Raw genomic sequence first — 13,200 nt, forward strand, 5'->3', positions numbered from 1 at the left:
GATCCTCAACCCAATGGGCCCATGAAGGTTTGGTCGGCATAGGTGTCTTCCAGTGCCTCAATCGTGTCGGGCCACGGCGTTGTAACTGCGCGGCGACTTTCGACTGGGCGGCGTTTGCCCTCCCAATCCAGCTGCTCCATGTAGTAGTAAAGCTGGATGGCATGGCCGTCTGGATCTAGGCCAAAGACTGTGTAATCGATCCCTGGGTTGAGCTCTGGCGGTTGGTCGATGAAGGTAACGCCTTCGCTTTTCAGCCATTCAACTGCGTTTTTCAGCTGCTGATAACTGCCCAGTCTCATGCCCATGCTGACCGTGCGCGAATGTTCGGACAGGCCGAGCATTGCCCGCGACTCCAGCGGATAAAGCTTCAGGCTGTGATGCTCATTGCCGTGGCGCAAGAAGACAAAATCATGGCCATTGTAAGTGACGGTTTCGGTCACTTTGAAGCCGAGCATTTCGGTGTAGAACGCAACCGATGCGGCCATGTCTTCAACGAAGACTGCGACTGGCCCCAGAGAAGTGACTTTGAAAGGACGGCGCAGCATAACGCCGCCTACATCATAGCGGCGATCGTCACCGAATTCTGTGCGCTGAAAGCCGTCCTCCATGGAGACGCCTGCCTCAATTTTCTGATCACGTTCCGTAAAGTCAGAGATTTGCGGCATGGGGAATTCGCCATCAAAACGCCGGTCATAATAGGGCATGGGTTTGCTGCGTCCATTGATGCCGACTTGCTCCATGCCATAATATAGCTCGCAGGTTTGCCCCTCTGGCGTGCTGAAATAGCAGTGCCAATTGCTACCCGGCATATCGCGCCCCGTGCGGATCAGCTTGGTTTTTTCGGAGAGATATTGCTGCGCATTGACCACTTCTTCAAGCGAGCCGACCTGCCAAGTGAAGTGTGACATGGTGACTTCCGGATGGCCTTCTGGGTCGCCGATGATCGGACCAACAGAAGGGTGGGCAATGATCATCGCATGATGATCGGAATTAAATGTCATGAACGGCACGCGGTCATCAACGATAAAGTCTGTTGGCACATCAGGCGGCGCAAGCATTTTGAGGTGGACCATGTCAGTCATATCAAAGCCAAGCAGTCGGCCGTAAAAGTCTATGCCAGCATCAATGTCGCTCAGGTTGAAGCCAAAATGACCGAGGCGCCGAATGCGGAAAGGCCGTGGAAATTTTACGCCTTCAACGGAGTAGCTGGTCATTGTGATTCCTTCCCAATATTGCATTTGGCCCCTGCGGGCTTGCCATTTCCAATTGCGGTTTTGGCTTTCTATATGTTGCAGCATTGGCCAACGCTGTCAAAAATGCAAGAAATATTCGAATATTATAAAATATTTCAAAGAAATCTTGCATATTTGATTTTCTTCGTCATATTCCCAGTCTCGCAGCGGCTGAAGAGTCGATGCGCTAAACGTCGAATCGCACATGGCATTGATTCATTGTCCAATAGTGCGATCGAGGAAATGGGAGATGAAACTTGAAAAGAGCATTGTTGTGCAGTTGCGGTATCCTCGCGACAGCAATCGGGTCTTCACCAGCATTCGCACAGGACGCAGCGGCTGAAGAAGTAGATCAAAACGTCATTATCGTGACAGCAAACAAGCGCGAACAAAATGTTCAGGATGTCCCCTCGTCGGTCACGGCCGTGACAGCGGAGACATTGGAAGCACGCGGTGTGAGCGACCCTTCTGATCTTATCGCAATTGTACCCAATCTTAGTGGCGGCACATCGCGCGGCGACACTGCGCTGGCGATTCGCGGCGTTGGTCTGACTGTTCTCGGTAGTTCTCCTGGCGTGGCAATCCACGTTGATGGCGTTTATCAACCGCGTCCGCAAATGGCGGATATTGCTCAGGTTGATATTGGACAAGTTGAGGTGCTGCGCGGTCCGCAAGGTACATTATATGGTCGCAATGCCAATGGCGGGGTGATCAATTTTAAAACAACAAAGCCCGGTAGCGAAGTGGGCGGTTATGTTCGCGCAAGCTATGCTACATTTGATGAATATAAGATCGAAGGCGGCCTCGATCTTCCGATCAGCGATGCTGTTCGTGTGCGCTTTACCGGCAAACGTTGGGAGCGTGGCAAGGGCTTTGTCAAAAACATAAACCCCAATGGCAGCGGTGATGTTGATAAAGGCGATAGCCTGTTCGGTAGGATTCATCTTGAGGCTGATCTCGGCCCAGATGTAACGGCTAGCTTGATCGGAACCTTTGCCAGGCGGCGGGGAGAGTTTATTTACTTTACTCAGGTCGGCACACCCCTCCCGCAGGCGGTAGCCCAGAACCCTATTTTGAACACAGCGACTTTTCCTACACGGGCGCGCCAAACTGCGCAAAATGACCCGGTTAGCCAGAACCGCCGATATAAAGGTATTACCGGCATTCTGGAGTGGAACTCTGGTGATTTTGGTATCAAATCAATCACAGCCTACCAGCATTATAAGGATGAGTTCTCGGCGGATTTTGATGCGCTGGATGTATCGCAATCACCGAGGCAAGATCAGCAAGAAGCGAAAACTTTTACGCAAGAGCTGAACTTCACGCTCAACACTGGCCCGCTCAAAGCAGTGGTTGGCGGTTTCTACATGGATGATGAGTTTTCAAACAAATTGGACTTCCAATTTCCGGTTGGGATCTTCCAGCTTGGTTCGCCGGCCGGTCTTCCGCCCGGTTCGACTCTGTCGTTTTCCAGCGATCCCTATAAGACAAAGTCCAAGGCTGTTTTCGCCGACTTCACGGTTGATGTGACAGACAGGTTATTGCTTTTGGGTGGCATTCGCTATTCTGAAGATTCGCAACGCATTAGAGAAGTGAACGGAATTTTTGTACAGACTCCTGGCGGTCCGTTCCAAATTCCGCCAACTGCCTGCCCCAATCCCAACAATCTAACCGGGGAAAGTGCAGTGAAGTTCAGTTCAACTACCCCGCGTGTAGGCCTACAATATCGGGCTTCAGATGATAGCAATCTATATGCTAGCTATTCACAGGGGTTTAAAATTGGTGGCTTCAACTACCGGGGAGGTTGCGGCGCGTCTTATGGATCAGAAAAACTGACGGCTTATGAGATTGGTTCCAAAAACCAATTTGGTGACCTGACGTTGAACGTTGCTGGATTCTACTATGACTATAAGGATCTGCAGGTCGAGCAGTTGGTCGGTTTCTCATTCGTGCTCAACAACGCTCCGAAAGCCAAGGTTTATGGCGCAGAGGTGGAGACCTCTTATCGCGCTGGCCCGCTGACCTTGAACGCCAACGCCTCGCTGATGAGTGCGCGCTATGGTGCAGGGTTCTTGAACCTTGACCTTCTCGATGCGGCGGCCGGTCTGCAAAATACAGATGGCAATGCCTTGTCGAATGCGCCGGACTTCTCGGCGAACATTGGAGCATCCTATGAGACGGATCCTGTGATCGCCGGCGGGGCTCTGACATTCAGGGCTGATCTTTCTTACAAGTCACGGATTTTCTTCCGCGAATTTGGCAATAATGCAGACTCGCAACCAGGTTATGCGCTGGTTGATGCTTCTGTTACTTGGCGCAGTGAGGATGAACGTTTTTCCGTACGCGCCTTTGGCCGAAATTTGACCGGCAAAGATTATTTCCAATCTCTGGCCTCGTCATCATCGACAGGAACGCGGTTTGTGACTTGGGGCTCACCCCGCCAAGTCGGACTTGAATTGGGTCTGAATTTCTAAAGCTCTTTCTCCAGAGTGACCCACATAACATTGGGGCGCCAGCAGGTTTAATTCTGCTAGCGCCCCATTTTTTACTTTTGGCCGGTTGGCCGACCGATGCAGCTAAATCTATATCTGAAGCGCATGGTCCAAATCATCAAAGACTGCTTGCCGCTTTTCCTGCATCGCAGTCTTAGCAGCATTCAGATCTGTGGGCCGCAGCATCCCAGCGTTCCACGTGGCAATCTGCTCGAGCCCTTCTGCAACCGAATGGTCGAGCCCATAATTGATACCACGCTTTGTGCCTGCCAAGGCCAGCGGCGACTTGGAAGCGATCAATTTTGCCATATCCAGGGCTTCTTTGATTACAGTCTCACGGTCATCATGGACGGAATTCACGAAGCCCCATCCCAGCGCTTCTTCTGCATCAAAGCGTCTACCGGTATAGGCGAGTTCTTTTACAATGCCGGGTGCGATCAATCGGGGCAGGCGTTGCAAAGTGCCCACATCCGCCGCCATGCCAACGTTGATTTCCGCGACGGAGAAGCGTGCATCCCGGGATGCCAATCTAATGTCGCATGCGCATAGAAAATCAATAGCCCCCCCAATGCACGCGCCATGCGCGGCTGCAATCACGGGCAGCCGGCTGTGTTCAACAGCGTCAAATGCGGACTGCAATTGGCGGATGCGATTGTATAGAGCGTGGGCGCCTCTTCCGGCTTCTGCCTCCGCGCATTCGCTGATGAAAGCAAAGCTCGACAAATCCATGCCTGCGCAAAAATGCTTGCCTTCGCCCGATATGACGACGGCTCTCACAGCGGTATCGGCATCCAATTGATGCATGATTTGCGGTAGCTCAATCCAAAATGCATCGTTCAGGCAATTGGCTTGGTTCGCATTGTCTAGCATAAGATGTGCAATGCCGCTTTCGGTCGACAGCTTGAAAAAATCAGTTTGGGTCACGTATTGCTCCATTGTGGCGCCGAGATTGACGCAGTGGTTTTTTTAGCCGGTCAAAGGCCAAATTCCTTCTGGCCAACAGGCATAAGCTTGACTAGCAGCAAATTAGAAAATATTACAAATTTTCGAAAAAACATCAATGGTGATATTCTGAACAAGCATCGCCATTTTTATAGGATATGCCCGGATGGTCGGTCCGGTGCGATAGAGGCGATTGAGAATATGAGTGATAGTCTTGCTGGGCGCGAACAGAAAAGCGGACAGCCTCCGTTCCGCCATGTTCCTTTCGCAAAATTGGATTTGGATGTTGAGCATTTAAAAGATGGCGCGATTATTATGCATTCGCGCACTCCACTCACATTGCGAGAGGCGCATTTGCCAGCCTATCTCGCTCGCCATGCCAATGCCCGCCCAGATCGCGCTTGGCTGGCACAACGTAAAATAGAGAGCGGAGATTGGCGCGAACTATCGTTCAGCGATGCCAAACGTCAGGTCGATGGCATGGCGCAGGCGATCTTGGATATGCAAATTCCCGTTGGTCGTTCGCTGCTGATCCCCAGTGGCAATTCGATTGAACATGCCGTGATGATGCTGGCAGGCATGCAGGCCGGTGTACCGATTGCGCCTGTCTCTGAGGCATATTCTTTGATGAGCGGCGATTTCGGTAGGCTGAAACAGGTTTGCGAAACCGCCGCACCCGGATTGATCTTTGTCCAAGACGGGGCAAAATTTGCGCCAGCGCTAACGGGCGCTGGGTTAGACCATCTGCCCATCATTGCGGCGGAAAATGTGCAGGCGGGGCATTTGGCTTTCACGGATCTGGCCGCGACGGAGCCGGGCGATCGGCTTGTGGAGGCAATGGCTGCGATCAAAGCAGAATCCGCGGCGAAGATCATGTTTACCTCCGGTTCGACAGGCACGCCAAAGGGTGTTCCGTTGACCCATGAAGGTCTGCTGGTGGCTGCCGAGTCCAATCTCACAACCATGGGCCGGTTGGATGAAGGAGTTGGTGTCCGCCTCGATTGGGCGCCATGGAGTCACGTCTTTGGTGCAACGACTCTGAGTCTTTCTATCATCGATGGTGGCACATTCTATATTGATGAGGGTAAACCTGTGCCTGGCCTCTTTAGTCGGACGGTGCGCAATCTGGCGGAGGTTCAGCCCGACTTTTTCATGAACGTGCCCTCTGCCATCGCGATGCTGATCGACGAGATGGAGGCCGATGAAGCACTGGCTGGTATGATTTTAGAAAAAATGACTGCTTTGGGATATGGCGGCGCAGCGCTTCCCGCTGATATTGTCGCGCGTTTCGAAGCATTGGCGGTCCGGCACACGGGGCAGCGGATCACGATTGTTTGCGGTTACGGCACAACGGAGACCGGGCCCGGAGGAGGCTTCGTCTACTGGCCAACCGATGTCACAGGTACTCTGGGCCTGCCGCACCCTGGATTTGCGATGAAATTGGTCCCGCTTGGTGATCAGCGTTATGATGTGCGTGTGTCCAGCAAAGCCGTCACGAAGGGCTATATCAATCGGCCTGATCTGAATCAGACGATTTTTGATGAGCATGGCTTTTATCAAACCGGCGATTGCGTGCGTTTCTCGAAAGAAGGCGATCCGCAATCGGGTCTGATATTTGCAGGCCGGCTGAATGAGGAGTTTAAGCTGCTCAATGGTACTTTTGTGCGTGTCGGCGAAGTGCGCATAGCTTTGCTGGATGCGCTGGCGCCTCTGGTCAAGGAAGTGGTAGTTTGCGGAGAGAATCAGTCGGAATTGCGCGTTTTAGCATGGCTCAACGCTGAAGCGGCCGCGGCACTGGATGGTGTTGCTTCAGCCGAAATTGACGCGCTGAACGATTCGGTAGCGATCCAATCGGAAATCTCGGCAAAGATGGCGGAGTATAACCGCAAAAACCCCAGTGCCTCCAATGCGGTTCGGGCCATGCGCCTGTTGGCTTTACCGCCGCAATTGGATCACGGTGAGCTAACCGACAAAGGCTCGGTTAACCAGCGCGCGGTAAAAGAGCGCAGGGCCAGCGATGTAGACGGCCTATTCAATACCAATTCGGAAAACGTGGACCTGCATTTCTAAAGAGCCGCAAAGAGTGTGGAAATAGATCTGAATATGAAAAATTCAGCATATTTTCGAAAAAATCTATTAATTTCCTTTTTTCCTTTATTTTCTAAAAAAGAAATGTATCGTTCTAATCACGGTCAGAGGCGATTTGCTTGCAGAGGCAATGCGTTTGGGGGCTGAATTTTCGCTACGCTCCGTGCTGGGCGTGAAATGATATGCGCTTGATGCCGCGAAGGCATCGCAGCGGGCGCAACGGGCTTAGGAGAGGCACATGCAATTAGCGCATTTTCGTCACAAGGGCCGCGTGTCTTTGGGGATGCGAGTTAATGATGAATTGGTCGACCTGACCGCAGCGGGCGGGCCGGCATCACTGGATGCCGCTCTTGCTGACGGAGGAGGCTTGCTTACAGGTCTTGAAGAACTGGCCGCCAAGGCGGACAGCCGGATCGCCGTAGATGCGGTGGAGGAGTGGCTGCCTCCCATCCTCGCGCCAGGCAAGGCGATCGCTATCGGTCTCAACTATGTTGATCATGCCGCAGAGGGTGCACATGAGGTGCCGGACTATCCGATCATCTTCACCCGCTATCCATCATCATGGGTCGGGCACAAGCAGCCGATAATTCAACCCAAAGTGTCTAAGATACTCGACTATGAAGGCGAGATGGTCATTGTCATCGGCAAAGGCGGTCGTGCGATTTCCAAAGAGCGCGCGCATGACCATGTCGCGGGCTATTCGATCTTTAACGAAGGTTCGATCCGCGATTACCAACTGCGCACGCACCAATGGACCATTGGTAAAAATTTCGACAGCTCTGGCAGCTTTGGTCCGTTCTTTGTGAGCGCTGACGAGTTGCCTCCAGGGGCTAGCGGGCTGCAATTGCGTACCGTGCTTAACGGCAAGGAGATGCAGAGCGCAAACACCGCAGACATGGTGTTTGATGTTGCGACTTTGGTGTCGACCCTATCCGAAGTCATGACTCTGAGCCCGGGGGATATCATCATTTCTGGCACGCCAGCAGGTGTTGGCGGCGCGCAAAAGCCGCCGGTATTCATGCAACCTGGCGATGTTTGCGAAGTTTCCATCGATGGGATTGGTGTGCTGTCCAATACAATTGAGCTAGAGCAATAGTCGGCAGATAGGCTGTCCAATAGGTCGTAAAACAAGGCCAGGTACGGAGATAAGGATGACTGAAAATTCAGTGGAAGTGGCCATCATTGGTGGCGGAATTGCAGGCCTGACAACGGCGATCGCGCTGAACCGCGCCGGCGTTGATGCGCAAGTGTTTGAACAAGCGCCTGCCTATGGCGAAATTGGCGGGCATTTGACTATTGATGACCCCGCGATTGCGGTGCTTGCACGCTGGGGCCTAGATCAGAAGTTCCACGATATCTCCTGCCAATTGGAAGGCATGCAGGTCAAGAAATTGGATACTGGCGAAGAAGTTGTCTCCATGCCCTTTCCTGACCTTGGATCGCTCGGTGTGAATGACGACGGCCGCATGGGAACGCGCGTTGTACACTCTTTCTTGCGGGCCGATTTTCTGGGAATGCTACTGGCTGAAATTCCCGAAGGTAAAGTCCATGTCGGGCACCGCCTCACTGCCCTTCAGAATGCTGATGATGGGGGAAATAGTAACCCCGTTGCCACGTTTGAAAATGGCACCGAAGTTAGCGCGACTGTTATATTGGCGGCAGACGGCGTGCGCTCTCTTGCCCGAAAAATGTTCGATGATGTGCCAGCTGTGGCTGCGGGACATACCGTTTTGCGCACCATGTGTTCTGCGGACATTCTGCCTGATGACTTGCCGACCAACCGCATGCTGTTCTGGGATGGCTGGGCCTTTGGCGACAAGGCTGCGGGCGTTGGCGTTCACGCTTTAACTGTGCCAGTGCGCGGCGAGAAATTCATTAGCGTTGACTTGCAATTCCAGGGCGGAGATCAATTGGAAGATTGCAACCCATCAGACTTGCCGGTCGACCGAGTTATGGGCCGCTACCCCGACACACTTGATCCGATTATCAGCAAGATGATTGAGGCCCGTGTCGAGCCGCTAGCGGCTTATCCTTTGTTCGACCGTCCGGTGGCGAACAAATGGGTTGATGGCCGGATCGCTTTGATGGGCGATGCGGCGCATTCCATGCGGCCCAATCTGGGGCAGGGCGGCTGCCAATCGATCCATGACGCAGGCGCGATAGCTGATGCCTTTGCCGAGCATGGTGTCACCCATGAAGCGCTCAAAGTGTATGAGGCTGTGCGCAAGCCCTACACCCAATCCATAGTTGAAGCCGCAAAGAATATTCAAGTCGATCCGAAGGCGTGGAAAGACAAGGGTAAGCCTGCATAATTTTTGGTAATTTTACTGGTTGAAGAAAAATTTGGAGAAGTGATATGAGCAATTCAGAACGGGATCTGCAAAGCATTTGGTCCTTCATGGACGGTGTGGCTTTCACACAAGGTTATGTTGATGCTGCGGGCACGCGCACGCGTTATGTCAATGCTGGACCAAGTGATGCGCCGGTTGTCGTCATGGTGCACGGCATGGGCGGCACGTGGGAGAATTTCATCGCGAATTTCGCCGAGTTTTCTAAGCATTTCAACACATATGCATTCGACCTGAAGGGTCACGGTTACTCGGATAAGCCCGATGAGCCCTATGCCGTTTCTGGCTATGTCGATCAATTGGAAGGCTTTGTTGAGACTCTTGGCCTGAAAGATGTCAGCATGTTTGGCCTGTCGATCGGCGGTTGGATTTCTACGAAATTCACCCTTCGCCGCCCCGACCTGGTGAAGCGTCTGATCGTGATGTCCGCATGGGGTCGTACACGCATCAATGAGACCGAGGAAGACCGCCAAAAAGGCATGCAATTCCTCGCTCAACGCGCGCAATCGGTAGCCGACCCTACCATTGAGAAAATGGACAAGGTTTTCTCTCAACTTATTGCTGATCCGAAACAGCGTATGCTTGACCTCTTGACCCTGCGGATGCGTGTTTATGCGCAGCCCAATATGGTCCGCACGATGGAAAATGTCTTTGCTGGTATTATGCCGCCGCATTGGGATGAAAACGTGCTCACCGATGAAGAGCTCAAGAGCATCAACCGTCCAACCATGGTTATCGCATCACCAGATTGCAAAGACGAGTTTCTCGTCATGGCGCATGAGTATAAAGGGCTGATCCCGGGCGTTGAATGGTGCGAAGTGCTTGGCGCATCGCATTGGCCGCAGTGGGAAACCGCTGATCAAGTGAACAAAGCATCAATTGCTTTTTTCAAGGGCTAAGCATCAAGTAACGCAGTTACGAAATGGGAGTTAAAGGCGATGGAAGCACCTGCAATTGCGGAACGAGATAGGCGCTGGAAAGCCGCGGATGACATTATGGCGCGCCATGATGTCGATGTGCTGATCACCTTTAGCGATTTTGGCGATCAGTCCAGCCTTCAGCGTTATTTCACCAACTTTCGTTCGTCTTATGACTATATCGCAGCACTGCTGTATCGCGGGCAAAAATGTGATCTTGTTATGACCCATCCCGGGGCTATTCCGATCGCTGGTCAATTGTCATGGGCGACCGATATTCTGCCCACGGCAGTGCCTGATAATATGGCAGGGCAGAATAGTGTGCAGACGCCTTCGGTGGCCAGTCAGATAGCCAATCAAATCGCCAAAAGAGGCATAAATCGAATTGGTGTTGCGGGGATGGAATATTTCCCAAATGGCTGGATTGAGGCCATTCGCGAAGCAAATCCAGCGGCTGAATTTGTCGATATCTGGGATGATGTCCATCAGTTAAGGCTTGTCAAAAGTGAAGGGGAGCAAGCGCTCATTCGAGAGTCTTGCCGTATATCCGATGTTGCTTGGTCGCATGTGCCCGACATCGTCAAGCCAGGACGCAAACGATACGAGGTGCTGGCCGATATTGAGCATATTTTGCGCCTTGAAGGGTGCGAGGACTCCTTCAACCTGTGCATGTCCATGCCAATGCTGCAGCAGCCACTCGATCGGAATCCATACTCTGCTTTGCCTATTGAGGAAGACAGTGTCTATCTGATCGAGATTTCACCGCGCTATCTTGGCTATTTTGGTCAGCAGACCAATCTGGTCGCAACCGGCCCGGTTCCGGGCGAAATGTTGGCGGCGCATAATGCGGTCAATGCGGCTAGGGAAAAGGGGCTGGAGTTGGTGAGGCCCGGCGCTGATCTGGTGGATGTTGGTGCAGCGATCACGGCGCAGTTCAAGGCCGATGGTTTTGAACCCGCATCGCCTTCCTTTGGTCATGCGATTGGGCTGGAATTGGAAGATTATCATATAAAGGGCGCGCCGTTTGAACTGAAAGAGGGCATGACTTTTATTTTCCATCCCATGGCAGCAGGACATCCGGCTGTTATGCGAGCGGATACATATTTGATCACCGCCAATGGATATGAGCGGCTGACCACTGGTGATCCTGCCGCGATGGTGCTCTAATGGCTTTGGGCGGTTTCAGAAGCCTGGCCGGATTATGCGCTTTGGCCATGGCAGCGCCTTTGGCGGCTCATCAAACCGAAACGCCTGACGATTCTGAACAGCGCGCAAAGGCAGGCACGAAAATTGTCTTGCTAGGAACTGGCGGAGGGCCGCGCCTCAGGGTGGATCGGGCCCAACCAGCCAATCTTTTGGTTGTAGAAGGCACGCCTTATCTGATCGATTGCGGCGAAGGTTGCGTTACACAATTGCGCAAGTCGGGTCATGATCCCGCTGCACTCGGTGCGGTTTTTTTAACGCATCTCCATCTTGATCATAGCGCCGGGACAGCATCGCTTGGAGCATTTCGTTGGACTTTAGGCGCTCAAGATGTGCTGAGCGTCTTTGGACCTCCGGGTACGGCCAAATTCCTCGACGCTGGAATGGAATATCTTTCTCTGCCTGGTTCTGTCCATGCAACCGAAGTGCGCGGCATGGGTTCCATGAAAAACGTCATTCGCGCGCAGGACTTGAGCGTCGACAGCAAGGGTGCCGTAGAAATATATCGCGATGGCAGAGTCCGTGTGCAGGCCGTCAATAATTCGCATTTCTACCATTTGGCGAAGGTTGATGCTGGTTTTGGCGCGATCCGGTCTTACAGCTACCGGATCGATACATCAGATCGTTCCGTTGTTTTTACCGGCGATACCGGCCCTTCCAAAGCGCTAGAGCGGCTAGCGAAAAATACCGATGTACTGGTTACCGAAGTGATGGATGTCGATGGCATTATGGCGCAATTCGAGGAACGGGGAGGCTTTACCGCCGCTCAGCTTCTGATGATTGAAAAGCAAATGCGCGCGAAGCATTTGACCCCTGAAGAAGTTGCCAAATTGGCGACGGCGGCCAATGTCAAAACCGTTCTGCTCACGCATTTTACCACGCCTGATGGTGACAAGGCGGCGGTTGCACAGATCACCGCCAGAGTTCGGGCAGGTTTCGACGGTGAAGTGATCGCTGGCGAAGATTTGCAAGCCTTTTGACCCAGCGGCGCCAATCACGCTCGTTTGCGCAGCGGATGTACCAGGCAAGGCAGGGGCAGCAAGCCTTGCTTGATGGGCGTGATTCTGCAAAGACTGTACGGGTCAATAAACAAGAGATTTCTTTATGGTAAGTGGCCGCGTCTTAGAAGGTCTTGCAGGTGGACGTTCGTCCGTTCCGCAAGATATTGCGGGAGAGGATGCTGCGAGCTTCGCTGTCTACCGCCAGCTGCGATCTGATATTACGCGTTGCGTCCTAAAACCCGACGAGAAACTCCGCTTTGAGGCACTCCGAAAGACGTATGGCGCGGGCATCGGAACTCTGAGAGAAGCTCTGTCGCATTTGGTCTCGGACGGGTTGGTCCGGATAGACGTGGGCCGCGGCTTCAGAGTTGCCCCTGTGTCTGTCGAAGACCTTGAAGATATCACATTCTGGCGGATTGAATTTGAATCCAGAGCTATTTCTGGTTCCATTCGCAACGGCGATGACAATTGGGAGGCGGGCATTGTCAGTGCCTTCCATCTGTTGAGCAAATCCTGCCTTCCAGACTCCGAGGCAACTTCGGAACAATGGATGAGCTATGGTGAGAAGCACACTCATTTTCATGATACGCTGGTCGCCAGTTGTGGCTCGCCGTGGCTATTGTTCTTTCGCAGCGCCCTGCAGTCTCAAGCGCAAAGATATCAAGCTTTTGCAATGTCTCACCGCGACCAGATTCGTTATCGACTAACCGATGAGCACCGCGTGATCATGCAGGCCGTTGTAGATAGGGATGAGCAGGCGGCCATTGCGCTTATTTCCGATCATATTCAACAAACCACTGATGATGTAAAAAAACTGCTCAAGCAGTCGGGTGCGATCCCGGAATTTAGCGTTGGCGCGGGTGAGAAAAGCAAGCCGCGTCCCCGCGGAAGGCCGCGTAAGGCCGGCTAAGCTGGCTCTGGTGCTACTAGCGGCGGGCTTCATTCCAAAATGCTGCTTAATATTTCTCCACCAATAT

Annotated in this window: 10 protein-coding genes; 8 read left to right on the plus strand and 2 right to left on the minus strand. The window is 52.8% G+C overall.

What is annotated here, in order from left to right; genetic code table 11:
- Positions 1-5: 5 nt before the first annotated feature.
- Positions 6-1,214 carry a VOC family protein gene (locus ABJV08_RS06095; RefSeq protein ID WP_348053411.1) on the minus strand — a complete coding sequence of 403 codons (1,209 nt, stop codon included), beginning with the start codon at positions 1,212-1,214 and terminating at the stop codon, positions 6-8.
- A gap of 275 nt (positions 1,215-1,489) precedes the next feature.
- Here ABJV08_RS06095 and ABJV08_RS06100 point away from each other — a divergent pair, with 275 nt between their 5' ends.
- Positions 1,490-3,706, plus strand: coding sequence for a TonB-dependent receptor (locus ABJV08_RS06100; RefSeq protein ID WP_348115099.1), 2,217 nt, complete (start codon positions 1,490-1,492; stop codon positions 3,704-3,706).
- A 108-nt stretch (positions 3,707-3,814) separates the two neighbouring features.
- On the opposite strand, the gene ABJV08_RS06105 is transcribed toward ABJV08_RS06100, so the two are convergent.
- Complete coding sequence (locus ABJV08_RS06105) at positions 3,815-4,648, minus strand: crotonase/enoyl-CoA hydratase family protein (RefSeq protein ID WP_348053413.1); 834 nt, start codon at positions 4,646-4,648, stop codon at positions 3,815-3,817.
- A gap of 219 nt (positions 4,649-4,867) precedes the next feature.
- Here ABJV08_RS06105 and ABJV08_RS06110 point away from each other — a divergent pair, with 219 nt between their 5' ends.
- The 7 genes from ABJV08_RS06110 to ABJV08_RS06140 all read left to right on the plus strand — a co-directional run bounded on the left by ABJV08_RS06110 (position 4,868) and on the right by ABJV08_RS06140 (position 13,133).
- Complete coding sequence (locus ABJV08_RS06110; protein WP_348053415.1) at positions 4,868-6,736, plus strand: AMP-binding protein; 1,869 nt, start codon at positions 4,868-4,870, stop codon at positions 6,734-6,736.
- Between the two features lie 256 nt (positions 6,737-6,992).
- A complete protein-coding gene (locus tag ABJV08_RS06115; protein ID WP_348053417.1) occupies positions 6,993-7,850 on the plus strand; it encodes a fumarylacetoacetate hydrolase family protein in 858 nt (285 codons plus the stop codon).
- Positions 7,851-7,905: 55 nt separating this feature from the next.
- Positions 7,906-9,066 (plus strand): NAD(P)/FAD-dependent oxidoreductase, encoded by a 1,161-nt coding sequence (locus ABJV08_RS06120; protein WP_348053419.1) that lies wholly within the window; start codon positions 7,906-7,908, stop codon positions 9,064-9,066.
- Positions 9,067-9,110: 44 nt separating this feature from the next.
- Positions 9,111-10,001, plus strand: a complete 891-nt coding sequence (locus tag ABJV08_RS06125; RefSeq protein ID WP_348053421.1) for an alpha/beta hydrolase — start codon at positions 9,111-9,113, stop codon at positions 9,999-10,001.
- A gap of 39 nt (positions 10,002-10,040) precedes the next feature.
- Complete coding sequence (locus ABJV08_RS06130; RefSeq protein ID WP_348053423.1) at positions 10,041-11,186, plus strand: M24 family metallopeptidase; 1,146 nt, start codon at positions 10,041-10,043, stop codon at positions 11,184-11,186.
- Positions 11,186-12,202, plus strand: coding sequence for an MBL fold metallo-hydrolase (locus tag ABJV08_RS06135; protein ID WP_348115095.1), 1,017 nt, complete (start codon positions 11,186-11,188; stop codon positions 12,200-12,202). The genes ABJV08_RS06130 and ABJV08_RS06135 overlap by 1 nt, the downstream gene beginning before the upstream one ends.
- Before the next feature lie 124 nt (positions 12,203-12,326).
- On the plus strand, positions 12,327-13,133 hold the full coding sequence (locus ABJV08_RS06140; protein WP_348053427.1) for an FCD domain-containing protein: 807 nt from the start codon (positions 12,327-12,329) through the stop codon (positions 13,131-13,133).
- Positions 13,134-13,200: the final 67 nt, after the last annotated feature.

Source organism: Parasphingorhabdus sp. (genome assembly GCF_039982395.1).
Lineage (GTDB): Bacteria > Pseudomonadota > Alphaproteobacteria > Sphingomonadales > Sphingomonadaceae > Parasphingorhabdus.